Below are 23,288 nucleotides of genomic sequence, written 5' to 3'. Positions count from 1 at the left end.
ATGCTGATCCTCGCCGCGCTCCTCGCCGTGCAGGGGCCGCTGCTGGTGGCGCCGGACGGACCCTACCGCAGCATTGCGGCGGCGGTCGCGGCGGCGCCTGATGGCGGCACGGTGCGGGTGGCGGCCGGGGTGTGGCGCGGGCCCGTGCTCCAGCTGGACCGGCCGGTGACACTCGTCGGTGACGCCGGCGCAATCCTCGACGGCGAGGGGTCGCACGAGATCGTGGTGATCCGCGCGCCGTACGTGACGCTGCGCGGCCTCACCTTCCGCAACACCGGCCGCTCGTACCACGAGGACCGCGCGGCGGTGCACGTCGACAGCGCCTCGAGCTGCACCATCGAAGACAGTCGCTTCGACGACACCTTCTTCGCGATCTACCTGGCCCAGACCGAGGGCTGCGTGGTGCGGCGCAACGTGGTGACGGGGCGCCCCTCCACCGAAACGGCCACAGGCAACGCGATCCATTCCTGGGGGTCGCGCAATCTGACGATCGAGGACAACCGGGTCAGCGGCCATCGCGACGGGATCTATCTGGAGTTCACTCGCCACGCCGCCGTGCGGCGCAACGTGAGCGAGCGGAACTTCCGCTACGGCCTCCACTTCATGTATTCCGACTCCTCGGCGTACGAGGGAAACCGCTTCCAGCACAACGGCAGCGGCGTGGCGGTGATGTACTCGCACGTGGTGCGGATGGCGCAGAATCACTTCCTCGCCAATCGTGGTGCCACGGCCTACGGGCTGCTGTTGAAGGAGATCGCCGACGTCACGCTCATCGGCAACGACTTCACCGGCAACACCACCGGATTGCTGGCCGACGGCGCCGAGCGATTGGAGGCCAGCGGCAATCACTTCACCGGCAACGGCTGGGCGGTGCGGCTGCTGGCGAGTACCAGCGGTGGGCGCTTCACGGACAATCACTTCGCCGGCAACACCTTCGACGTCGCGGTGAATGCGCGCACGGTCGATGCCGAGTTTGTCGGCAACTGGTGGGATGCGTATCGCGGTTGGGACCTCGACCACGACGGCACCGGCGACGTGCCGCACCATCCGGTGCGGCTCTTCGCGCTGCTCGTGGAGCGGGCCCCGGCGGCGCTGATGCTGCAGCGGGCGCTCTTTGTCCGGGTGCTCGATGCGGCGGAGCGGGTGGTGCCGGCACTGACGCCGGCGCAGGTCGTCGACCGCGCCCCGCGCGTGTCGCGGGGCAGGGGGAGCGAATGATCGTCACGCGTGGGGTGGTGAAGCGGTTTGGTCGGCGCACGGTGCTGGCCGGGCTCGACGCCGAGATCAGGACGGGGCGGATCACCGCGCTCGTCGGACCGAACGGCGCGGGGAAGACCACCTTCCTCAAGGTGCTGCTGGGGCTCGCGCGGCCAACGGCCGGGCAGGTCGCCATCGACGGCGTGATCCTGGATGGCGGCCCTGAATACCGGGCGCAGATCGGCTACATGCCGCAGATCGTCCACTTCCCGGCGCACCTGCGCGGCAGCGATCTGATGACGATGGTGACTGCGCTGCGCGGCGGCACAACGCAGCCCGATCTCTCGCTGGCCGAGGCGTTCGACCTCGGTGCCACGATGCGTCGGCCGCTTGGCGAACTCTCCGGCGGGACGCGGCAGAAGATCAATGCCGTGTTGGCCTTCGCCTTTGCGCCGAAGCTGCTCATCCTCGATGAACCGACGGCCGGTCTTGATCCGCTCGCAGCGCGGGTACTCAAGGACCGGATCCTCGCCGAGCGGGCGCGGGGCACGACGGTGCTGATCACTTCGCACGTCCTGCCGGAACTCGAAGAGCTGGCCGACGATGTCCTCTTCCTCGTCGAGGGGAAGGCGGCGTGGGCGGGTGCGGTGAAGGCGCTGACGCATGGCACCGGCGAGCGGACGCTCGAACGCGCGGTCGCGCGGCTCCTCGGCGGCGGCGTCCGCCTGGCGGTCGCATGAACACCGCCCTCCGCGTCCTGCCACCCGTACTGCGTGACGCCCTCCGTGGTCGCTGGCTGGTCGGTCTCCTCGCCACGCTGCTGCTGATCGGCGAGCTGCTGCTGCGCTTCAGTGGCGGCGGCGCCACGACGCGCGTCTCGCTGCTCGACGTGGTGTTGATCCTCACGCCGTTGATCGGACTGGTGGTCGGCACGATGCAGGTCCACCATGCGCGCGAGATGACCGAGCTGCTGCTGGCACAGCCTATTGCCCGCCGCACGCTCTTCGTCGCGCTCTACCTCGGCACTGCGCTGCCGTTGGCGGCGGTGGTGGTGGTCGGGCTGCTCGCGCCGTTCCTCTGGCACGGCATGCTCCTGGGCGACGCCCTGGTGCCGATGCTGGCGCTGGCTGGCGCTGCCGCTGGGCTCGCCATGCTTTCCACCGCACTGGCCTTCGTGATCGCGCTCGGGGCCGACGACAAGGTGCGGGCGCTGGGGATTGCGCTCGGGGTCTGGCTGGTGACGGCGGTGCTCTGGGATGGGGTGCTGCTGCTGTTGGCGCTGCTCTTCGGCGATCGTCCCATCGAGCTGCCGATGCTGGTCATGCTCGCCCTCAATCCGTTCGATCTCGCGCGGGTCCTCCTCCTCCTCGGCAGCGACGCCGCCGCTCTCCTCGGCTACACCGGGGCGGTGGTGCAGCGGAGCCTGGGGAGCAGCGGTGGCCGCGTGATGCTGGTGTCGTTGCTCGCCCTGTGGCTGGTGGTTCCCTGCGTGATTGCGGCGCGAAGCTTCGCCCGCAAAGACTTCTGACTTCGTAACCCGAAAGGATCTGACCATGACGATGACCCCCCGCACTCTTGCCCTCGTCGCCCTCCTGCTCGCCGCCTGTGGTGGCGCGAAGGATGCGGCTCCCGCTGGTGATGCTGCCCCCGCAGCACCGACCGCGCCCGCCGCGACCGGCAAGGTGATCGAGATCCAGATGATCACCGATGGCACCAGCAACCGTTATGAACCCGCCGAGATCGAGGCGCATCCCGGCGATGTGCTCCGCTTCACGCTGCAGGTCGGCGTGCACAACGTCCACTTTCTCGCCGACAGCAACCCGGGGATCCCCAACTTGCCGCCCGCGAGCGACATGCTCCAGCTGCCAGGCCAGACGTTCGACGTGATCGTGAACTTCCCGGTCGGGAAGACGCTCTACTTCCAGTGTGACCCGCATGCGTTGCTGGGGATGGTGGGGCATGTGAAGATCGAGTCGTAGGTCGTAGGTCGTAAGGGTGCCGCAGAGTTTGTCATCCTGAGCGCAGCGACGGCGTAGCCGGCGCGAAGTCGAAGGACCTCTCTCCGTGCGCCGGGATAGAGGTCCTTCGACTGCGCACCCCTTCGGGGTGCTTCGCTCAGGATGACAAACGCGACGGCGCCCCCGTTCACCGTTCACCGTTCACCGTTCACCCCTCCGCGTGGTATAGTCCTCCGCACCCCTCCGTAAGCACTTCCGCCCCTCGCATCGTCCCATCGCCGTGCACTCCTTGGAGCGACCGATCACCGAGCCGCGCGACGATGACCGTCTCCATCCCTCGCCTGAACAGGACGCCGCCTTTGCGGCCCTCGTGCGGAGCGTGCGGGAGCGGATCCACGGCTGGGCGCGCCGCTTCAGCGGCGATGCCGATGACGCCGAGGACATCGCCCAGGAGGTGCTGCTTCGGCTGCACCGGAAGGTGCACACCTTCGAGGGGCGGTCGGTGCTCAGCAGCTGGCTCTACCGGCTGACCTGGAATGCGGCGCATGACCGACGCGTCAAGCAGCGACGACGATCCGCCCTGCTGGAGCGGTATGGCGACGGCGAGACGACCGCGCCACCAGCCGATGCCGCGCCCCCGTTGGACGCCGATGGAGTGGCGGAGCTGGTCCGGAGCTTTCGAGCCGAGTTGACCCCGAGGCAGCAAGAGGTGTTCACGATGGTTGATCTGGAGCAGCGTCCCGTGCAGGAAGTCGCCGAGACACTCGGCATTGCTCCCTCGACGGTTCGGGTACTGCTGGCACGCGCCCGCCAGACGATTCGCCTGCGAATGCTCGCCGAGCACCCCGACCTGCTTCAGGAGTTTGGCCGATGAGCTGCGAACCGATGCTGATGCAGCTGCTCGAGGCGGAGCCGGACGAACTCCGCCGCGTGGTCGACACGCCGTTGACTCGGCACCTGGCCGATTGCCCGAAGTGTGCCGCGGTGGCCGAGCGACTGATTGCGGACACGGCGCAGCTCGCCTTTGCGGTGCGGGCGGCCGGGGCTCACCCGGAGCGGCGGCTGTCGAGGTGGTGGCTGGTGCCGGGCATGGCGGCCGCGGCAGTGGCGGTGCTGCTCTGGCGCGGCAACACCCCCGCCATCGTGGTGCCTGCCCCCGTGAGTTCCGCGGTGACGCCGCCGCCGCCGCCCGCGATTGCGCCGACACTGGTGGCCGTCGCCGAGGCACCGCGCTCGGTGGCCCCGGCGCCGAGGGCTCGATCTGCGGGATTGCGGCGGGTGCGGGTGCGACCGGTGCCGCAGCTGGTCGCCTTCCGTGTCGAGCCGGTGATTGTCGAAGCGGAGCCGGCGCCGACCCCGGTGAAGGTGACGCCGATCTCGACGAACCGCCGAGGACGCGTGACCGATGCGCGCGGTGCGGTGATCGTGGAACCACCACCATCGAAGCGTGCAACCATTCTCCGTTCCGCCGTGCCCGGCGTGACGGTCATCTGGCTCAACTGACCACACTCCGAGGAACACTCGATGAACAACATGATGCGTGGGATGACGGCGATGCTGCTGCTGGCGGCGTGCGCGCCGGCGGCGGGGCAGGCCACTGCGACGGCGGTGACCTTTCCGGTCACGCAGAAAGAGCCGTTCAAGCTTCACTTCCGGCTCGGCAACGGTGGCGAAGGAGGCTTTCTGGGGGTCGAGGAGCCGAAATCGCAGCAGGGGGCTTGGTCAATCGGCAGGTTCGGTTTCAGCGATCAGGCTGACACCATCGCCGTCCGGACCTTTGCGCTGCGGTACCTCGATTCGGAAGAGGCGGCCAAGTTGGTCGGGCCCTACGTTCGCTCGCCGGGGAGCGCGGTGTACGATGGTGGGCCCAGGGTCAACGCGATCACCGTGCGCGAGCAGCAGAGCATCCTGACCACGATCGACAGCGTGCTGCGCGAGTTCGACCGACCGCCGAGCACCATGGTGCTCCATTTTCAGGTTCTCGCCAACAGCGACGCGCCGACGACAGACCCGGCGATTGCGGATGTCGACAAGGCACTGCGTGGGGTGTTTCGGTACCCGGGGTATCGGCTCGTCGCGGAAGGCACCGCACTCGTCGTCGACTTCTCCTCGTTCACCGTCACCATGAACGGGGAGTCGGTTCCCCTGACCATCACCGGAACCGTCGGCCGGGTCCGACTCGGCGCGGCACCGACGGTGGTGATCATGGTCGACCTCCTGTCGGGACCTACTCGGCGGATGGTCGCGGACTCGGTGGCGCCTTCGCGGACGGCTGCCTACGTGTCGACGACACCGCAGCAGCTGATCTCCAGCCAGATCACGATGCCGGTCGGGGAGGCAGTTGTCCTGGGCAGTGGGTCGATTCCAAATCAGAAGGGGACGCTGATTCTGGTGGTGCGTCCGACGCTGCGGCCGCCGTTGCCGAGGTAGGGGGAACTCTTGTCATCCTGAGCGGAGCCCGCGAAGCGGGCGCAGTCGAAGGACCTCTGTCCCAGCGTGCGGAGAGAGGTCCTTCGACTTCGCACCCCTTCGGGGTGCTTCGCTCAGGATGACAAACTCTACGGCTCCCCCGTTCACCGTTCACTGCGGCGGTAGGGGCGCCGAACCTCGGCTGGGGTGTTTCATTTCCCCCATGCCGCGCCCACTGCTGGCCGCCCTGCTGCTCCTTCCGGCTGCGCTCTCCGCGCAGGGAGCGAAGCTCGAGGCCCGCGCCTTCGCCCTCCTCGGCGCGCGCGGCGACACCACCCTCGTCGAGCGCTGGGTCGCGCTCGGTGGCGCGATCCGCGCCGAGCAGCGGGTGCCGGGCGGCGGCGCACCACTCCGCCTTCGTCTCGATGAAGACCCCGAGGCACGACTTGAGCGGCTGACTCGCATCAGCGGCCAGCCTGACCTCGCCGAGCGGGCCGAGGCCGTCAGCGTGCCCGGGTTCGCCGCGCTCCGCATGGGGGCGGAGGGGCGTCCGACGGCGCGCCGCGAGACCCCCGCGGGGAGCGCGCTGCTGGCCCCGCGGTCGCTCGCGATGCTGCAACGGCAACTGCATCGCGCCGATCAGCAGGGCGACATCTGGTACAACGGCAACTGGTTCACCCCCACCGTGACGCTGCTGGGCGATCGGATGGTGATCGATACGCTGCGGGTCACCGCGATCGGCGTCGACACGCTGCTCGTCGAGTCGGCAGAATGGCAGCTGCGATTGGCCGTGGACGCGGAGGGGACCATCAGTGGCGGCGGCGGGCGCGGCGCCGAGGGCCAGCCGCTCCGCGTGGTGCGACTGGCCGATCGCGCCGCCGCCGATGGCTGGCTCGTCGATCTGGGCGACTACACCGCGCCAGCCGGGGCGCCGTGGCAAACGAGTGCGGTCACCGTGCCCGTTGGTGGCGGCGTCACCCTCGGCGGCACCCTCACCATGCCGAATGGCCCCGCGCCCCACGCCGCCGTGCTGCTCCTCTCCGGCTCGGGGGCACAGGATCGCGACGGCAGCACCATGCTCGGCTATCGACCGCTGCGTGAACTGGCCGACTCGTTGGCGGCGCAGGGCATCGCCTCGCTCCGCCTCGATGATCGCGGCGTAGGGGCCTCCGGCGGCGACTACCCCTCCCGGACTATCAATGAGCTCGCCGAAGACGCCTCGCGGGCATTGCGGCTCCTGGCGGCCCTTCCAGGCGTCGATGCCGAGGCGCTCGGCATCGTCGGCCACAGCGAAGGCGCGTTGGTGGCGATGCAGGCGGTCGCCAACGGCGCCGATGCCAAGACGCTGGTGCTGTTGGCTGCACCATCGCGGCCCGGTCGGGAACTGGTCGCGCTGCAGCAGCGCTACGGCGCGACCCGCATGGTCCGCGACAGCGCGCCTGACAGGCAACCGGCCTTGATCGAGGCGCTGCTGCAGGGCTCGAGTGAGGCGGTCGAGGCGTTGCGGCGCGACTCGCGCGGCTTCCGTGCCCTCCTCGGCTATGACCCCCGAGCCGCCGCCAAGCGCGTCCGGGTACCGACCCTGCTGCTCCATGGCGACCAGGACACCCAGGTGCCGGTCAGCCAGGCGGCAGAACTGGCGGCCGCGCTCCGACGTGCCGGCGCGGACGCCGCGGTGGAGCGGCTTCCGGACGTGAACCATCTCTTCCTGGCCGACCGCAGTGGCGATCCCGCTGGCTACCTGCTGCTCCCCGAGCGACGGCTCGCGGCAGGGGCGGTGGCGGCGGTGGTCCGCTGGCTGCAGGCGCGGCTCCCCTGACCGGGCGATATCTTCCGAGGATGCGCACTTCATCCGCCGTCTCCCTGCTCGTCCTCCTCGCCGCCTGCGGCGAGCCTCCCGCGCCCGCTCCGGTGGTCCGCCTCGCCGAGACCGCCGACACGCTGATCGTGCCGGTGGTCCAGCTGACCGATGCCCGGCCGCTCAGCGACGGCCGCTGGGTGATGATCGCGACCAACGAGTTGGAGTTGCAGGTGGCCGACTTCGCCGCGAAGACGGCGATGCCGTTCCCCGGCATGACGAAGGAAGAGGTCCCCGGGCCGAGCACGCTGCTCGCGGCGGGCGACACGATGCTCGTCGGCGATTGGGGCTTCCAGCGGGTCACCTTCTGGACGGTCGGCTCGAAGCGACTCGAGGCGGTGCCGATGCCGGAAGGCACCAACGGCGCGCTGCCGCGTGCCCGCGATGCGGCGGGGCAGTGGTACTTCGAGGGGACGCCGTCGCCGGGGCGCGATGGCAGTGGCCTGGCCGATAGCGGGCGGGTGATCCGTGCCGATGCGATGCTGACGAAGTTCGACACGATCGCCCAGTTGGTCTCGCCCGACCTGGCGATGGTGCCGCGTGAGGGCGGCCCGCGCCTGGAACGCCGCATCCTCACGGGGATGGACAAGTGGGGCGTGCTCGGCGACGGCACCCTCTGGATTGCGCGGACCAAGCAGAATCAGGTCGAGTGGCGCAACCCCGATGGCTCGTTGCAGGCGCAGACCAAGCCGCTCCCCGACCCGATCCTCCCGGTGCAGGAGATGGATCGGCAGCTCTATCTGCGGCGCTTTCCCGAGGACCAGCGGCAGGCCGCCAACACGCAGGTGTTCGCGGAACTGAAACCGCCGTTCGAGGCCGCCTTCGCGACGCCCGACCGGCGGATCTGGTTGTTCAAGAGTGCCCCGGCGCTCGATTCGATCCGCACCTTTCAGGTCGTCGACAGCAGCGGCCTCAAGGCGGTGATCGAGGTGCCGAGTCGCGGCACCGCGATCGGAGTCGACGGCAGCTGGATCATCATGGCGGAGGAGTTCCCCGAGGGGATCCGCCTGCTCCGTTACGCGATCCCTGCGAGCGCCAAGGGCAACTAGTCCATCAGCGAGGCGTCGGCCGACTCCGCCGTTTCCTCGTCGGGAAGCGTGCTGGGGCGGCGACGCTCGCGATTCTCCTCGTACCACTCGCGGGTGATCTCGCCCGCCAGCCGGCGATTCCCGAAGCCGAACGCCAGGCCGACGGCCAGCGCCACTGCGCCGAGAATCAGCGTGAAGGCCGACGTCACGATCTCCTCGGCGACCCCCAGCTGCTGCAGCGCCATGAAGATCGCGATCACCACCACCGCGGCCTTCGCCACCTTCGCCAGCGTCGGCACCCCTTCCACGCCGCCGGCCGACGCGACGATCACCCCGCGCACGAACTCGCCGACGATCATCCCGAGGATGACGATCACGATCGCCGAGATCAGGGTCGGGATGAACGAGATCATGATGCCGAACATCTCGTTGATGCTCTCGAGGCCGAGGGCGGCCGAGGCGAGCAGGATCACGATCAGCATCATCAGCCAGAACAGCAGCTTGCCGACGGCGTGTTCCGGGTCCATCCGGGAGCCGGTTCGGTCGACCGCTTCGCGGAGGCCGCCCGCTTCGGCGACCTTGTTGAAGTTGAGGCGCTTCAGCGTCGCATCGACCCATTTCTCGATGGTCCGGGCGACGAAGTAGCCCGCCACGAGAATGAGGATGGCGATGAGCATGGCGGGGATCACCTGCCAGAGTTGCTCCGCGCCGTTGCGCAGCCGTTCCGAGAGAGCGTTCACGAAGAGACCTCAAGCACGAGTTTGCCGAACTGATCGCCGGCCGCGAGGCGCTGGTAGGCCGCGGCCCCGTCGGCGAGGGGAAAGATCGCATCGACCGGGGGTCGGAAGCGTCCGGCGTTGCCATGGGCGACCACCGCCGCGAATTCGCTGCTGGTCCCCATCGTCGACCCGAGCAGGCTCCACTGGAACCAGAAGAGCCGTCGCAGGTCGAGCGCCACCTCGGGGCCACCGGTCGCCCCGCAGGTGACCAGGCGGCCCCCTGGGCGCAGCGCCTTGAGCGACCTGGGCCAGGTCGGCGCGCCCACGGTGTCGACGACGACATCGACGCCGCGGCCGAAATGTGCCTTGACGGCCGCCGGGATGTCAGCGCTGCCGCCGTGCTGGAGCGCCAACTCGGCGCCGAACGCCGTGGCCCGGGCCAGCTTGGCGTCGGAGCCGGAGGTGACCGCGACGTGGGCGCCGAGGAAGCGGGCAATCTGGAGCGCGGCGACAGCGACCCCGCCGCCGATGCCCCAGATCAGGACCGATTCCCCGGCGTGCACCCGCGCCCGGGTCGTCAGCATCCGCCAGGCGGTCAGCGAGGCGAGGGAAAAGGCGGCGGCCTCGGCCCAGCTCCACTCCCCGTCGAGGCGCGCGACGTTGCGCGCGGGGAGCACGATCTCTTCGGCGGCGGTGCCGGGGCGATGCTCTCCGAGCAATCCGAAGTGGCGACAGAAGACTTCGTCGCCGGCGAGACATGCGGTGCACTGCCCGCAGGAGACGCCGGGGTTCACCACCACGCGATCACCGACCTGGACCGAGGTGACGGCGGGGCCGACCTCGAGCACCACGCCAGCGGCGTCGGCCCCCACGATATGCGGGAATGCCTTGATTGGCGCGGCCGGCAGCCCGTTTGCCACCCAGAGATCGAGGCGATTCAGGGCGATCGCGCGGACGCCGATGCGGACCTCATCGGGCGCCTGCAGGCGCGGCGCGGGGAGGTCGAGAACGGCCAGATGCTCGGGACCGCCGGTGGCGGTGAGAGAGAGCGCGCGCATTCGTTGGTGACGACACCTTGCAGAAGCGAGGGAGTGACGCGACATATAATAGCGCTTCGACCAGTACCGGCGTGCACAGCATCCGACAACGCGGGCCCGGCGAGAGCGATCCCAACCCTTTCCCACTGCATCCTGCAGGAGAGTACCGATGGCGATGAACGACGATTCGCTGTTCTACGGGTCCTTGGAATCCCAGGGCCAGAGTGCCGCCGCCGTCCCGGCGTTCGACATTCCTGAGCCGGCCGTGGGCAACCTCCCGGCGCCGAAGCCGCGGAAGAAGGCGCCGAAGAAGGCGCCGGCGAAGCCGGCCCCGAAGGCCGCGGCGAAGCCCGCCCCCAAGGTGGCTGCGAAGCCTGCCGCCAAGGCCCCGGCCAAGAAGGCAGCGAAGCCTGCGAAGAAGGCGGCCAAGCCGGCCGCAAAGGCGCCGGCGAAGAAGGCTGCGAAGCCCGCCAAGAAGGCGGCCAAGCCGGCGAAGAAGGCGGCGAAGAAGGTGGCGAAGCCGGCCAAGAAGGCGCCGGCGAAGAAGGCCGCCAAGCCCGCGAAGAAGGCGGCGAAGAAGGTCGCGAAGCCCGCCAAGAAGGCGGCCAAGCCGGCCAAGAAGGCGCCTGCCAAGAAGGCCCCGGCGAAGAAGCCGGCCAAGAAGGCTGCCAAGAAGCGGAAGTGATTCCACTTCAGGGCTCCATGATGGCGCGCCCCGGGTTTCCCGGGGCGCGTCGTCACTTGGGGTGGTGGGCCACCGCGCTGCTCTGCTGGCTCGGTGGATGTATGGGTGCGCCCGCCGGTGCGGGTGTCACCGCGCTGACCGGCGCGACCGTGATCGACGTGGTCTCGGGCCGCCCGATCACCGATGCCGTGGTGCTGATTCGCGACGGGATGATCGTCTCGATCGGCTCGTCGGCGGAGCTGGCCGTTCCCTCGGGCGCCACGACCGTCGACCTCGCCGGGCGCTGGATCGTCCCCGGCTTCATCGACGCGCACGCCCACCTGCAGCCGTGGGGCCTCGCGGCGTCGCTTCGCTACGGCGTGACGACGGTGCGCGACCTCCACGACGGCCTCCCGCTGGCCGACACACTGCGCGCGCTGGTCGGCCGAGGGCCGACGCCGCGGCTCTTCCTCGCCGGCGCGATGGTCGATGCCCCACCGACCACCTATCCCGATGCGATCGCTTTGGCCGAGCCGGACTCGGCCAGCGCCGTGGTCCAGCGCCTCGCCGCCACCGGCGTCCAGTGGGTCAAGGGCTACACGCACCTGACTCCGCCACTGCTCGGCGCGCTGGTCACCGCCGCGCGGGCCCAGGGCCGTCCCGTTGCGGCGCATCTCGGCCTGACCAACGCCGTCGAGGCGGCGATGCGCGGTGTCACTTCGATCGAACACCTGAGCGGCGTCCCCGAGGCCTCGGACGATTCCGTCGCGCTGCAGGCCGAGCATCGCCGCGGCTTCTTCGACGGCTGGACCGCGTTTGAACTCGCCTGGGCCCAGATGGCCCCCGCGGCGCTCGGTGGTATTGCCCGCGACCTCGCCGCCACTGGCGTCGTGCTGGTGCCGACCCTCGGGCTGCACGAGACCTTCGCTCATCTCGACGATTCGCTGGTCTATCGCTCCCCCGATCTCGCGGCGGTGCCCGACTCGGCACGCCGCAATTGGAACGTCCCGGGGATGATCAAGCGCGCCGGCTGGACGCCGGGGATCTATCCGCGCTTCCGCGAGGCACGGCCAATCCAGGACGCCTTCGTGCGGACCTTCGTGGCCGCCGGTGGCCGCGTTGCGACCGGGACCGACGCGTCGAATCAGCTGCTCGTCCCAGGTGCCGGCGTGCACCTCGAAATGGAGCTGCTGGTGCACGCCGGCCTCTCGCCCCTCGAGGCGCTGCGGGCCGCGACCGTCAACGGCGCGCATCTCCTCCGCGCCGATCACCTCGGCCGCCTGCGCCCCGGTGCCGCCGCCGATCTCGTCGTCCTCGGCGGCGATCCCCTCGTCGAGATCCGCAACACGCGGCTGATCGTGAAGGTGATGAGCAGGGGGGAGTGGGTGAATCGATGATCGATGATCGATGGTCGATGATCGACGGGTGGTGAATCCCGGTTGCAGGCTATATTCTCGACGTGGCGCTATCGATCATCGATGATCGATCATCGATCATCCTGTTTCTCGCATCTCTGTGTTTCGCCATGGCCGCCTTCCGCTGGACCCCCGAGCGCATGGAACAGCTGGAGCACGCGGTGCGCCGGCGGAAGCGCGTGTTGTTGCGGCGGCGCGGGAACGAGTACGTCGTGGTCGCCTCGGCGATCACCACGTCGCGCGGACGGGAAGCACTGGCCGGCTACCTCGCCATGACCGGGGATGACATGCTCTTCATCCTCGGCGACCTCGACCATTTCCAGGTGATCGACCCCTGACCAAGTCTTCGCTTCCCATCGCCATCGTGCATCTCGACGAGAGCTGTCTCGGCAACGGCAAACCGGGCGACAACCCCGGCGGCGCCGGCGGGCTCGTCGAAATCCGCACCAGTGCCGGCCTGCAGCGCCGCGAGTTCTACCTCCACTCCAAGGCGACCACCAACAATCGGATGGCGCTCGCGAGTGCGATCGCCGCGCTGCAGCTGCTCGGGCAGAAGAAGAACCGGCTGCGACTGCTGGTGATTTCCGACAGCGAGTATCTCGTGAAGGGAATCCGCGAATGGGCACCGGCGTGGAAGGCGCGCGGCTGGGTCAGGAAGGGCGGCGGGATCGAGAACCTCGAGTTGTGGCGCGCGCTCTGGCAGTCGCTCGACCTGCACGACGTGCAGTTCATCTGGGTGCGCGGCCATGCGGGCCATCCGAAGAACGAATACGCCAACGATCTCGCGATTGCGGCCGCCACGAAGCAGATCACCTCCGATGGCATCATCGAGTCGGGGTATGACGCCTGGCTGGAGGCGAAGCACGCCGCGCGCCAGTATCTGGGGTACGACCCGGACGCGACCTTTGCGGCGCTCGAATCACGACTCGCCGCCGGGGAACGCTTCCCGATCAAGGAGGTGGGGGCATGACCGATCTTGAACACCTTGCCGCCGCGCTGTTGGCGCAGTGGCGCGCCGAGGGCGGCCCGGTCGATGGACCGATCGCCGTCGGGTCGATTCTCGATCGCACCATGCCGTATCGCGTGGCGCGCCGACTGCTCGGCATCGATGTGAGCGAGGACTACGAGGCGCTGCTCCTCCGCCTCGTCGCCGAAGAAGAGGGCCTCGTCATGGCGGAGCCCGCCGATGCCGCCGAGATGGCGCGGACCACGATGGCGGCGCGGATCCCCGACCTCGATGTCCTGCAGCTGCTCCGCTCTGCCACGGTGACCTTCCATGCCAGCACGGCGATGCGGCTCGACGGGGTGTTGCCGCTCCGGCCGCCTGCACCGACCGAGCCGTCGCCCTGGGCACCGCCGACGCCGGCCTCGCCCGCCGAGCCGGCCGTCGAGACGCCGGTGATCCCGATTCGCAGCGAGGTCGTCGCCGATCACACCGCGGTGGCGCCGCCGACGCCGCCGATGCCGCCTGCGCCCGCGCCGGCCTTCGTGACGCAGGTGCGCTTCGATGCCCCGGGGGCAGGATGCTGGAGCTGCGAGGCTACGCTGCCGAGCGGCCGGACGGTGAAGTTCTGCCCGTTCTGTGGTGCCGATCAGCGTGAGCCGACGTGTCCCGCCTGCAACGTCACGGTGGAACGCGGCTGGAAGCACTGCCCCGATTGCGGCGAACGGCTGCCGGCCAGCTGACCTGACGCCGTGCCCCGCTCGGGGGGCGCGGCGAACCACTCCCCTCGCCATATTCCGAGGATGACGGACATCGTCTTCCTCTCCGCCGTCCGGACGGGCTTCGGCACCTTCGGTGGAGCGCTCAAGGATCATTCGGCCACCGACCTCGGCGTGATTGCCGCCGAGGCGGCGCTGGCGCGCGCGGGACTGGACGCTCGGCTGGTCGATCATGCCATCGTCGGCAACGCGATGCAGACCTCGCGCGACGCGATGTATTGCGCGCGGCACGTCGCGCTCCGCGCCGGCCTTGCGGTCGAGACACCGGCGGTCACCGTCAACCGACTCTGCGGGTCGGGCTTTGAGGCGGTGGTGCAGGGCGCCCATCGACTGACGCTCGGCGAGGCCACGGCGGTGCTCGCCGGCGGAACGGAGTCGATGAGTCAGGCGCCGCACGTGGTGCGCGGCGCCCGGTGGGGGATCAAGTACGGACCGTCGCCGCTGCTGGAAGACTCGCTCTTCGAGGGGCTCACCGATTCGTTCGGTGGTTGCGCGATGGCCGACACCGCGGAGAACCTGGCGCAGCGGTATGGCATCACGCGGGAGGCCTGCGAGGCGTGGGCACTGGTGTCGCAACAGCGCGCGGCGGCGGCGTGGGCGAGCGGCGTGTTCGCCCCCGAGGTGGTGCCGGTGATGCTGCGCGACCGCAAGACGAAGCAGGACGTGCCCTGGGCGCGCGACGAGCACATCCGCGGCGACATGACACCCGAAGGACTCGCCAAGTTGCCGCCGGTGACGCGGGCGGGGGGCACGGTCACGGCAGGCACCGCCTCGGGGATCAACGACGGTGCGGCGATGCTGGTGATGACCACCGCCGAGACGGCGGCGCGTGAGGGTGCCGCGCCGATCGGGCGACTGGTGTCGTGGGGCGTGATGGGGGTGCCGCCGGAGATCATGGGGATCGGCCCGGTGCCGGCCGCGCGCCAGGCGCTGGCACGCGCCGGGATGACGATGGACCAGATGGCACTGGTCGAGATCAACGAGGCGTTCGCGGCGCAGTATCTGGCGGTGGCGCGCGACCTCGAACTCGACCCCGCGCGCACCAACGTGCACGGCGGGGCGATCGCGATCGGTCACCCGCTCGGCGCCAGCGGCGCGCGGCTCACCGCGCACCTGTTGCATGCGCTGCGGGCGCGCGGTGGCGGGATCGGCCTGGGTGCGGCCTGCATCGGCGGCGGGCAGGGCATCGCGGTGATCGTCGAAGGGTTCGGGGGCTGACGCGATGGCCAACAATCTTCCCGGGCGAATTGATCGCGCCACCTTCGACCGCGTGCTGCAGCGCGCCGCCGAACTGCAGGCCGCCTCGCACGACATCGGCGAAGGGCTGACCGAGGACGAAGTCGTCGCCCTCGGCAACGAGGTCGGCATCGCGCCGCAGGTGCTCAAGCAGGCACTGCTCGAGGAGCGGACCCGCATCGCGCCGATGGAACCGAAGGGGGTCCTCGACGAATGGGTCGCACCGGCGGAACTCCGCGCGGAGCGCGTGGTGCAGGGGACCGAGGCGACGGTGAGTGCGGCGCTCACGGCGTGGATCGACAAGCACGAGCACTTCGTGGTGCAACGCGCCACGCTGGGGCGCACCACCTACGAGCCGCTCGACACCCTCGCCGGCGCGATGCGCAAGATGAAGCGGGTCTTCGAGGGCGCCTCGGCGAAGCCGTACCAGAACGACACCGAGCTGCTCACCGCGGTGATCACGCCCCTCGAGGATGGCTTCTGCCATGTGGCCGTGATGGCGACGCTGCGGCGAAGCCGCCGGAACTACGTCACTGGCGCCAGCGTGCTGGCCGGTACCGGTGTCGCGATTACGGCGGGGGTGATGGCGCTGGTGCAGTATCCCGCCGCTGAACTGCTGGCGATGATCCCTGCAGTGGCCGGGCTCGGAACCGGGGCACTGACGGCGCGCAGCTTCCGCCCGATCTCGGCGCGCGCGCAGCTGGGGCTGGAACGGATGCTCGACGATCTCGAACGCCGGCCGGCACTTGCTGCAGGATCGCCGCCGCCGCGGTCGCAGCAGATTGCGCGCGAGGTCGGCCAGGTGGTCAAGGACATCACCCGCGAAGTCCGCAAGGCGCTGGAGGAGAAGTGAGCATCGGCACGGTGGGCGTGGTCGGCGCGGGATTGATGGGCAGTGGCATCGCGCAGGCGGTGGCGATGGCGGGGCACGACGTGCTCATCCACGACAGCAACGGCGCCCAGTGGAACACCGCCCGCGGCCGGATCGAGTCGTCGCTGGCGAAGCTGGTCGAGAAGGGGAAGCTGACGCCGGAGGCGCTCCTCGCGACCAGCAGCCGGATCAACTTCGTCCCCGATCTCGGCGCGTTCGCCGTCTGCGACCTGGTGATCGAGGCGATCGTCGAGTCGCTCGACGCCAAGCGTGCGCTCTGGCAGCGGCTCGAGGGCATTTGCCGTGCCGAGACACTCTTTGCCACGAACACGTCATCGCTGAGTGTGGTGGACCAGACGGTGGGGCTGCGCCATCCGGAGCGGCTGCTCGGGATGCACTTCTTCAATCCGGTGCCGATGATGCCGCTGGTCGAGGTGGTGCGCTCGGTGCGCACGGCGCCGGCCGCGGTCGACGCGGCGACGGAGTTCGCCCGCGGACTGGGGAAGACGGCGATCACCAGTCGCGATGAGTCGGGCTTCGTCGTCAACCTGCTGCTGGTGCCGTATCTGGTGGATGCGGTGCACGCGCTGGAGCGCGGCGTGGGGACGATCGCCGACATCGACGCGGCGATGAAGCTCGGTGCCGGCCATCCGATGGGGCCGTTCACGCTGCTCGACTTCATCGGCCTCGACACCGTGGTGCAGATCGGCGAGATCATGTTCGACCAGTATCGCGAGGCGCGCTACGCCCCGCCGCCGCTGCTGCGGCGGATGGTCGCGGCCGGCTATCTCGGAAAGAAGAGTGGGGTGGGCTTCTACGATTGGCGCGGCGCGCAGCCGGTGCCGATGGAGCTCGGGCTGTGAGGCGCTGGAGCCTGGCGTTTGTGCTGCTCGCGGCCTGCTATCCGACCACGACCCGTCCGGCGATGACGCCGGTGCCGTCGGCCGATGTCGCGGAGTGGGAGCTCTTCGTCCCCGAGGCGACGCGCGCGTTGGCGCTGGCCCTCGATGCCGATTCGATCCCCGTCTCGCGCACCGAGCCGGACGACGGTTGGCTCGAGACGCCATGGTTCGACGCCCGCACCCTCAAGCCGACGACGCGCCGTCCGCTCGGCGACGAGACGGTTCGCCTGCGTGCCTGGATCGACCCGTCGCAACCCAATCACAGCACCGTCACCATCGAGATCGTCTACCGACCCGTCGCCGATCCCTCGCGCGATGGGCGGACGCTGGAGCGGCAGGTCAACGCCGCGCATCCCGTGGCGCAACGGGTGGCGGCGGTGATGGCGAAGTTGGTGAAGCAGTACGGGGAGGGGAAATAGGTCGTAGGTCTTGAGTCGCCCAGGCTTGTCATCCTGAGCGGAGTCCGCGAAGCGGACGTAGTCGAAGGACCTTCGTCATCATAGGTCCTTCGACTTCGCGCCGGCGTTGCCGTCGCTTCGCTCAGGATGACACCCATCAGGACCTACGACCTACGACCTACGACTTACGACCTACGACCCTTCATCCCACAAACGCCTTCAGATACTTCTCCAGCATCTCATAGTCCAACGCCGCATCCTTGCAGGGTCCCGCCGGCAGCGTCATCGTCAGGCCGAGGACCGGCACCTTTCCCGCCACATCATGCAGGCCCGTTACCATGTCGCGCTCGCAGGCCACCGCCACCACGGCGCGGGGGCGGCGTTCGCGGATGACGCGGCGCGCCAGCTGGCCGCGCGTCGCGACGAAGACCGGCACGCCGTACTTCCCGGCCATGCTCAGCACGGTGTCGAGCGTGACGCGCGAGAGGCAGCGCGGGATGAGCAGCAGCAATTCGCCGTGGCCGACCTTGCGGGTGCGCAGCAGGGCCAGCGTGTTGTAGACCTTCACCGAGGCGTTCTCGACCCGATCGCGCGTCCGGAACCACGAGGCCACCTTCGACGTGAGTCCCATCACGTTGAGGAAGAGGCCGCGCTCGGCCAGCATCGGCGGCAGCAGCGGGAAGCGGAAGAGATACGAGACCCCGATCAGCAGCCACCACGCGAAGACGGTGATGATGAGGATGCCGAAGCCCGACCAGAGGAGGAGCGGCAGTCGGGGGTGCAGGTCTCCGATGCGCGGGTCGAGGAGGAAGAGCCCGAGCGAGGCGAAGCCGAGCGCGACGATCAGCGAGGTGATCGCCCAGACGAAGAAGAGCGCCGGCGGCGCGTCGTAGTTGCCGCCGTTCGGCAACGGCTCGCCGTTCCATGCGTCCCACTCATGGCCGAGGCGACGATCGACGTCGATATGGATCAGTTCCGCACGCGGGGCAGTCATTGGGGGGGAAATCTCCGACCGAGCGGGTCGGAGTCAAGGGGACGGCCCAACTTCGGCGCCACGCGCCGCGTCCTTGCGTACTTTTCGGCCATGCCAGCGCTCCTTCGAACCGATTCCGACCTCCGTGCGCGCTATGCGCAGGGGGGTGGCGTCTACCGGATCATCCCCGCCGCGGTGGCCCGGCCGACGACGCTGGCGGAGCTGCGCGCGGTGCTCACCGAGGCGCGCGCGGCGGGGCTCGCCATCACGCCGCGCGGTGCCGGGAGCGCGATGGATGGTGGCAACGTCGGCGAAGGCGTCGTGCTCGACCTCACCGCGTTCGACGCGGGCCGGTGCGTCGTCGATGCCGCGGATCGACTCGCGATCTGCACGCCGTCGCTCACCATCCCCACGGTGCAGCGCGCTGCCGCGGCGCACGACCTCCACCTCCCGATGGACCCCTCCAGTGCCGGCTGGGCGACGCTCGGCGGACTCATCGGCACCAACGCCTCCGGCGCGCGCACCGTGCGCGATGGCGCGATGCGTCGCTGGGTCGAGGCGGTGACGCTCGAGACGGACGATGGTCCGCTGACCCTGGCACGAGGGATCGCGCCGGACCAGCGGCACCCGGTCATCCAGCGCTGGCAGCGTGACGTGCTGCCCCTCCTCGCGCGGCATCGCGCCGCGATACTGGCGCGGTGGCCGCGCACGCGCAAGCAGAGCTTCGGCTACGATCTCGCGGCGTGGTGGGCCAGCGGCGACCTCGTCGATCTGGTGATCGGTGCGGAGGGTACCCTCGGCGTGATGACCGAGGTCACGGTGCGCCTCGCCCCGATCGCCGCCCACCGCCTGGCGTTGCGGGTGGTGCTGGCCGACCGCGCCCTGCTGGTGCCGGCGCTCGAGACGGTGCGCCGCCACGATCCGGCGGTGCTCGAATTCCTCGACGGCTCCTTCCTCCGACTGGTGGAGGCCGAGGTCCCTGCGGGGACCGCCGCGGTCCTGCTCGCCGATCTCGAGGGGGAGCATGCCGACGAGTTGCAGGCACGCGCGGCGGCGCTCCAGCAGGATCTTGCGGGGCTGGGTGCAGGAGTGACCGAGGCGGTCGTCGCGGCCGACGCGGCGGCAATCGCGGCGCTTTGGCGCATCCGCCACGGCGCCTCGCCCCGCCTCGCGGCGCTCACCGATGGTCGGCAGTCGATGCAGATCATCGAGGACGGCTGCGTCCCGCCTGCTGCACTGGGCCGTTACCTCGACGCGGTCGATGCCGCGTGCCGCGCCGAGCGGATCGACGCGGTGATGTTCGGCCATGCGGGCGATGGCCACGTGCACGTGAACCTCCTCCCCAACCTGCGCGAGGCCGATTGGCTCGGCCGCGTGCGCGGCGTCTACGAGGAAGTCGCCGGTGCGCTCCTCGCGCTGGGTGGGACGCCCTCCGGGGAGCATGGCGCGGGGCGGCTCCGCGCACCGCTGATCGAACGCTTTCTGGGGCCCGAGGCGGTCACCTGCTTCCAGGCCATCAAGACGGCGTTCGATCCGGCTGGCCGCCACAATCCGGGGGTCATTCTCGCCGACGGCCACGACCCGCTCAGCCGGCTCAAAGTCGGGCCCGACGCCGCGCCGCTCCCGGCCGGGATGGCGGAGGCGCTGGCGGCGATCGAGCGGGAGGGGCGGTGGGGGGAGAGCCGGTGGTCGAACGATGATCGATGATCGATCATCGATGATCGATCATCCCGCTCCCCCTCACCCCTCACCTCGATTCGACTACATTTTGCCGATCTCCCCGACCCTCTACCGGCGCTGACTCCCATGCTGACCATCTACCGCGATCCCGTCGTCACCCTCATTGGCCGCCCGCAGTTCGTCGAGCCGGCGCACCTCCCCGTGCAGTGGAAGGAGGAGGGGACCGACGGCGAGAAGATCGCCGAATTCGCCGGCCGGCTCTGCTACATGAGCCAGAGCAACCCGGCGGGGCGCAGCACGGCGGAGTACCTCGGCAACATCCTCCGCGCGGGGCACGGTTCGGTCTTCGAGCACGCGGTCTACGTGGTGCTGATCGAGGGCGTGTCGCGGTCGTTGACCCACGAGCTGGTGCGCCATCGGGCCGGTTTCGGCTATTCCCAGCTCTCGCAGCGCTATGTCGACGAATCGACGGCCGCCTTCGTGATGCCGCCGGCGATCCAGGGAGATGAGTCCCTCGAGGCCGCCTGGTCCGAGCAGATGACGGCGGCGCAGGCCAGCTACGTCGCGGCGGTGGACCGCCTGATGGAGCGCTACGCCTGGGTCGAGGATCGGGTGCATCGGCGGAAGATGGCGCGCGAGGCGGCGCGTTCGGTCCTGCCGAACGGCACCGAGACCAAGATCGTCGTGAGCGGGAACGTCCGGGCCTGGCGGACCATGCTGGAATTGCGCCTCGGCGAGGGCGCCGAGCGGGAGATCCGGCGGCTCGCCGTCCGGGTCCTCGAGACGCTCCGGAAGGAGGCCCCGCGGTTCTTCGCCGATTTCGAGCTCTATCAGGCGGAGGACGGGGAGCGCGCCGGCCGGGTGGTCTACCACAAGGTCTAGTCGAGGGGGCGGTGCCTCGCATCCCGCCCCGGATCTCCGTAGATTTCCGGAATGTCCATCACAGCGCATGCCCAGGAGACCCGCGCCGGGATCGGCCCGGCCGTAGCCGTCAGGCTGGGGACCCTCCGCGGGTGAATTGGCGTCCCGCCGTCCGGATTGATCGCTGCGTCTGCCAGCGGCTCCTCTTTGCGCAGCTGCTCCCGGTCGCGCGCGCCAACGGCTGGACCCTCCAGGCCATCATGGACGAGACCGGCTGCGGCGACCAGTGCGGGATGTGCCGCCCCTACCTGCGCGCGATGCTGGCCGACGGCACCACGGTATTCGGCGAGATCCTCGAGGACGTCGCCGCCGATGTGGTTGCGCTCGGCGATGAGGTCGCCTGAGCGTGCCGCCGCAAGTACCCACCAAACGTCCCGCCGCCGCGCGGAAGTGGCATGAGCGGCTCTTCACCACCGGGCCGTTGGTCCTCTCCGCGCTCGTCAGCGGCTGGATCTCGGTCGCGCTGTTGGCATCGAAGCACTACGACAGCGGCATGGCTGCCGCGGCCGTCGCCTCGTTCCTCGCGCTGCTCACCGTGCGCCGTGGGCGGGTCCTCGCTGAACACCAGAAGAATTCCCTCTCGCGGGCGCTGGCTGCCGCGGCCCGCCGCAACGGCGAGCTGGAGCGCCTTCGCGACCTGGCCGCGGCACTGCTCGCCGGCAATGATCTCGCGACGCTGAATCGTCAGGTGGCGCAGGCCGCCGCCGACCTGCTCGGCGCCGAGGGTGGCGCGATCATGCTGGTCGTCGAGGAAGGCCGCTTCGCCAAGGTGGTCGCGGGCTCCGGGCCGCTCCTCCCGGCGGTCGGGTCGCTGGTGCCGATGGAGCAGTCGCTCGTGGGCATCGTGATTTCCGAGGACACCGCGCTCCTTGTCGACGACATGGAGCAGGACCCGCGCAACCATCCCCACGAGCAGTTGGCGGGCCGGCTCATCTCGGCGGCGATGGTGCCGCTCCGCTCGGCCGGGCTCGTCGTCGGCGCGGTCTGCGCCTACAACCGCAAGGATGGCCGGCCGTTCGAGGATCACGATCGTCAGCTGCTGCAGACCCTCGGCGACCAGGTCGTGCTCGGCCTCGACCGCACCACGGTGCTCGAGGAGCTGCGCCGCAACGAGCGAATGCTCGCGGCGAAGAACAAGGAGCTCCAGCGCGCCACGCAGCTGAAGAGCGAGTTCCTCGCCAACATGTCGCACGAGCTGCGGACGCCGCTCAACGCCATCATCGGCTTCTCCGACCTGCTGCTCACCGAGGGCCTCGGTCCGCTCGAGGATCAGCAGAAGGACTTCCTCGAGGCGATTCTCCGGAACGGCCGCCACCTGCTCGGGCTGATCAACGACGTCCTCGACCTCTCGAAGATCGAAGCGGGTCGGATGGAGCTCTCGCTGGCGAGCACCGACGTGCGCGACTGCATCAACGGCGCGATCACCGACACCGCCTCGCTGCGCACCGCGAAGAATCAGGAATGTGTCGTCGAACTCTCCGAGGGGTCGACGCTCGACGTGCTGGCCGACGGCGTGCGCGTCCGGCAGGTCCTCTTCAACCTCCTCTCCAACGCCTCGAAGTTCACCGGCGAAGGGGGGCGGATCACCGTCTCGGCGGTGCGCACCGTGGCGCCGATGCCGGCCGCCGCCGGCGCGGGCGCGATGGACCGGGTGAAACTGTCCACGCGGGATGTCGTCTGGATCTCGGTCTCCGATTCGGGCGTTGGCATCCAGGCCGAGGACATGTCCAAGCTCTTCCAGGAATTCTCGCAGGTCGACACCTCCGCATCGCGCGCGGCCCAGGGCACCGGCCTCGGGCTGGCGCTCTGCAAGCGCTTCGTGGAGCTGCACGGCGGCCAGATCGGCGTCGAGTCGATCTACGGGAAGGGCAGCACCTTCTGGTTCCTGATCCCGGTCGACGGCCCGCCCAAGCGCGCCGCGGCAGCGGGCTTCTGATGCACGCCTCGCGTCGTCTCGGGCACTGGCTCGGCCGGCTCGCCATTCTCCTGCAGGTCGGGATGGCCGGGCTGCCGTTCATCGACGCCGCGCTCTTCCACCGGGATCGCCCGGAAGCGGCGGTGCACGTCGAGGCGGCCGGCGTCAGTTGTCACGCCGGCGATTGCGTCCTTGGCCAGACGCTGCAGTCCACCGGTGCCGGCTTCCTCGACATCGCCAGTGCCTCGCTGCTTGGCGATGTCGTCGTCGGCTCGCGCTTCTCCGGAAGTTCGCCCACCGTGCGCCTCGCGGTCGGCATCCCCGTCGGTCCCCGCGCTCCACCACTCCAGGCCTGACCCACACTCGCTCAACCTGACGGTCGCGA

The 23,288-nt window shown here is 69.7% G+C and carries 26 protein-coding genes; 23 read left to right on the top strand and 3 right to left on the bottom strand.

Going from position 1 to position 23,288, the window contains the following annotated elements:
• The 9 genes from IPG05_07200 (at nt 1) to IPG05_07160 (ending at nt 8,471) form a co-directional block, all read left to right on the top strand.
• A complete protein-coding gene (locus IPG05_07200) occupies nt 1-1,218 on the top strand; it encodes a nitrous oxide reductase family maturation protein NosD (GenBank protein ID MBK6494876.1) in 1,218 nt (405 codons plus the stop codon).
• Nucleotides 1,215-1,937: an ABC transporter ATP-binding protein gene (locus IPG05_07195; GenBank protein MBK6494875.1), complete on the top strand. Its 723-nt coding sequence runs from the start codon at nt 1,215-1,217 to the stop codon at nt 1,935-1,937. The genes IPG05_07200 and IPG05_07195 overlap by 4 nt, the downstream gene beginning before the upstream one ends.
• Entirely contained in the window at nt 1,934-2,725 is a 792-nt protein-coding gene (locus IPG05_07190) for an ABC transporter permease subunit (protein MBK6494874.1), read from the top strand. The genes IPG05_07195 and IPG05_07190 overlap by 4 nt, the downstream gene beginning before the upstream one ends.
• A 25-nt stretch (nt 2,726-2,750) precedes the next feature.
• Nucleotides 2,751-3,176, top strand: a complete 426-nt coding sequence (locus IPG05_07185; GenBank protein ID MBK6494873.1) for a hypothetical protein — start codon at nt 2,751-2,753, stop codon at nt 3,174-3,176.
• A gap of 259 nt (nt 3,177-3,435) precedes the next feature.
• Nucleotides 3,436-4,029: an RNA polymerase sigma factor gene (locus IPG05_07180; GenBank protein ID MBK6494872.1), complete on the top strand. Its 594-nt coding sequence runs from the start codon at nt 3,436-3,438 to the stop codon at nt 4,027-4,029.
• A complete protein-coding gene (locus IPG05_07175) occupies nt 4,026-4,658 on the top strand; it encodes a hypothetical protein (GenBank protein MBK6494871.1) in 633 nt (210 codons plus the stop codon). The genes IPG05_07180 and IPG05_07175 overlap by 4 nt, the downstream gene beginning before the upstream one ends.
• A gap of 21 nt (nt 4,659-4,679) precedes the next feature.
• Nucleotides 4,680-5,585, top strand: coding sequence for a hypothetical protein (locus tag IPG05_07170; protein MBK6494870.1), 906 nt, complete (start codon nt 4,680-4,682; stop codon nt 5,583-5,585).
• Nucleotides 5,586-5,787: 202 nt separating this feature from the next.
• Nucleotides 5,788-7,383, top strand: a complete 1,596-nt coding sequence (locus IPG05_07165; protein MBK6494869.1) for an alpha/beta hydrolase — start codon at nt 5,788-5,790, stop codon at nt 7,381-7,383.
• Nucleotides 7,384-7,403: 20 nt separating this feature from the next.
• Nucleotides 7,404-8,471, top strand: a complete 1,068-nt coding sequence (locus tag IPG05_07160) for a hypothetical protein (protein MBK6494868.1) — start codon at nt 7,404-7,406, stop codon at nt 8,469-8,471.
• Here the strand turns inward: IPG05_07160 and IPG05_07155 are convergent.
• On the bottom strand, nt 8,468-9,190 hold the full coding sequence (locus tag IPG05_07155) for a hypothetical protein (GenBank protein MBK6494867.1): 723 nt from the start codon (nt 9,188-9,190) through the stop codon (nt 8,468-8,470). The two genes, IPG05_07160 and IPG05_07155, sit on opposite strands and share 4 nt — an antisense overlap.
• Nucleotides 9,187-10,227: a zinc-binding dehydrogenase gene (locus IPG05_07150; GenBank protein MBK6494866.1), complete on the bottom strand. Its 1,041-nt coding sequence runs from the start codon at nt 10,225-10,227 to the stop codon at nt 9,187-9,189. Before IPG05_07150 ends, IPG05_07155 begins: the two co-directional genes overlap by 4 nt.
• A 148-nt stretch (nt 10,228-10,375) precedes the next feature.
• Here IPG05_07150 and IPG05_07145 point away from each other — a divergent pair, with 148 nt between their 5' ends.
• The 9 genes from IPG05_07145 (at nt 10,376) to IPG05_07105 (ending at nt 17,435) form a co-directional block, all read left to right on the top strand.
• The gene (locus IPG05_07145) at nt 10,376-10,891 is read left to right on the top strand and encodes a hypothetical protein (protein MBK6494865.1); all 516 of its coding nucleotides are present in this window, start codon (nt 10,376-10,378) and stop codon (nt 10,889-10,891) included.
• Nucleotides 10,888-12,267 carry an amidohydrolase family protein gene (locus tag IPG05_07140; GenBank protein ID MBK6494864.1) on the top strand — a complete coding sequence of 460 codons (1,380 nt, stop codon included), beginning with the start codon at nt 10,888-10,890 and terminating at the stop codon, nt 12,265-12,267. Before IPG05_07145 ends, IPG05_07140 begins: the two co-directional genes overlap by 4 nt.
• Nucleotides 12,268-12,395: 128 nt before the next feature.
• Entirely contained in the window at nt 12,396-12,623 is a 228-nt protein-coding gene (locus IPG05_07135) for a hypothetical protein (GenBank protein MBK6494863.1), read from the top strand.
• Between the two features lie 17 nt (nt 12,624-12,640).
• Nucleotides 12,641-13,255, top strand: a complete 615-nt coding sequence (locus IPG05_07130) for a ribonuclease HI (protein MBK6494862.1) — start codon at nt 12,641-12,643, stop codon at nt 13,253-13,255.
• Complete coding sequence (locus IPG05_07125; protein ID MBK6494861.1) at nt 13,252-13,971, top strand: zinc ribbon domain-containing protein; 720 nt, start codon at nt 13,252-13,254, stop codon at nt 13,969-13,971. The genes IPG05_07130 and IPG05_07125 overlap by 4 nt, the downstream gene beginning before the upstream one ends.
• Nucleotides 13,972-14,031: 60 nt before the next feature.
• Nucleotides 14,032-15,225, top strand: coding sequence for an acetyl-CoA C-acyltransferase (locus IPG05_07120; GenBank protein MBK6494860.1), 1,194 nt, complete (start codon nt 14,032-14,034; stop codon nt 15,223-15,225).
• A gap of 4 nt (nt 15,226-15,229) precedes the next feature.
• Nucleotides 15,230-16,096: a hypothetical protein gene (locus IPG05_07115; protein ID MBK6494859.1), complete on the top strand. Its 867-nt coding sequence runs from the start codon at nt 15,230-15,232 to the stop codon at nt 16,094-16,096.
• Nucleotides 16,093-16,977, top strand: a complete 885-nt coding sequence (locus IPG05_07110) for a 3-hydroxyacyl-CoA dehydrogenase family protein (protein ID MBK6494858.1) — start codon at nt 16,093-16,095, stop codon at nt 16,975-16,977. The genes IPG05_07115 and IPG05_07110 overlap by 4 nt, the downstream gene beginning before the upstream one ends.
• A complete protein-coding gene (locus tag IPG05_07105) occupies nt 16,974-17,435 on the top strand; it encodes a hypothetical protein (protein ID MBK6494857.1) in 462 nt (153 codons plus the stop codon). Before IPG05_07110 ends, IPG05_07105 begins: the two co-directional genes overlap by 4 nt.
• Nucleotides 17,436-17,616: 181 nt before the next feature.
• Here the strand turns inward: IPG05_07105 and IPG05_07100 are convergent, their stop codons facing one another.
• Nucleotides 17,617-18,408 carry a DUF116 domain-containing protein gene (locus IPG05_07100; GenBank protein MBK6494856.1) on the bottom strand — a complete coding sequence of 264 codons (792 nt, stop codon included), beginning with the start codon at nt 18,406-18,408 and terminating at the stop codon, nt 17,617-17,619.
• A gap of 90 nt (nt 18,409-18,498) precedes the next feature.
• Between IPG05_07100 and IPG05_07095 the strand changes: the two genes are divergently transcribed.
• The 5 genes from IPG05_07095 (at nt 18,499) to IPG05_07075 (ending at nt 23,259) form a co-directional block, all read left to right on the top strand.
• The gene (locus tag IPG05_07095) at nt 18,499-20,094 is read left to right on the top strand and encodes an FAD-binding oxidoreductase (protein MBK6494855.1); all 1,596 of its coding nucleotides are present in this window, start codon (nt 18,499-18,501) and stop codon (nt 20,092-20,094) included.
• 99 nt (nt 20,095-20,193) lie between these two features.
• Nucleotides 20,194-20,949, top strand: a complete 756-nt coding sequence (gene thyX, locus IPG05_07090; protein ID MBK6494854.1) for an FAD-dependent thymidylate synthase — start codon at nt 20,194-20,196, stop codon at nt 20,947-20,949.
• Nucleotides 20,950-21,080: 131 nt separating this feature from the next.
• The gene (locus IPG05_07085) at nt 21,081-21,332 is read left to right on the top strand and encodes a hypothetical protein (protein MBK6494853.1); all 252 of its coding nucleotides are present in this window, start codon (nt 21,081-21,083) and stop codon (nt 21,330-21,332) included.
• Between the two features lie 2 nt (nt 21,333-21,334).
• The gene (locus IPG05_07080) at nt 21,335-22,924 is read left to right on the top strand and encodes a GAF domain-containing protein (protein ID MBK6494852.1); all 1,590 of its coding nucleotides are present in this window, start codon (nt 21,335-21,337) and stop codon (nt 22,922-22,924) included.
• Nucleotides 22,924-23,259 (top strand): hypothetical protein, encoded by a 336-nt coding sequence (locus tag IPG05_07075; protein MBK6494851.1) that lies wholly within the window; start codon nt 22,924-22,926, stop codon nt 23,257-23,259. The genes IPG05_07080 and IPG05_07075 overlap by 1 nt, the downstream gene beginning before the upstream one ends.
• Nucleotides 23,260-23,288 lie beyond the last annotated feature (29 nt).

This window comes from Gemmatimonadota bacterium, from assembly GCA_016704275.1.
GTDB lineage: Bacteria > Gemmatimonadota > Gemmatimonadetes > Gemmatimonadales > GWC2-71-9 > Palsa-1233.
Note: the sequence above shows the minus strand (reverse complement) of the source record. Positions and strands in the feature narration are given on the sequence as shown.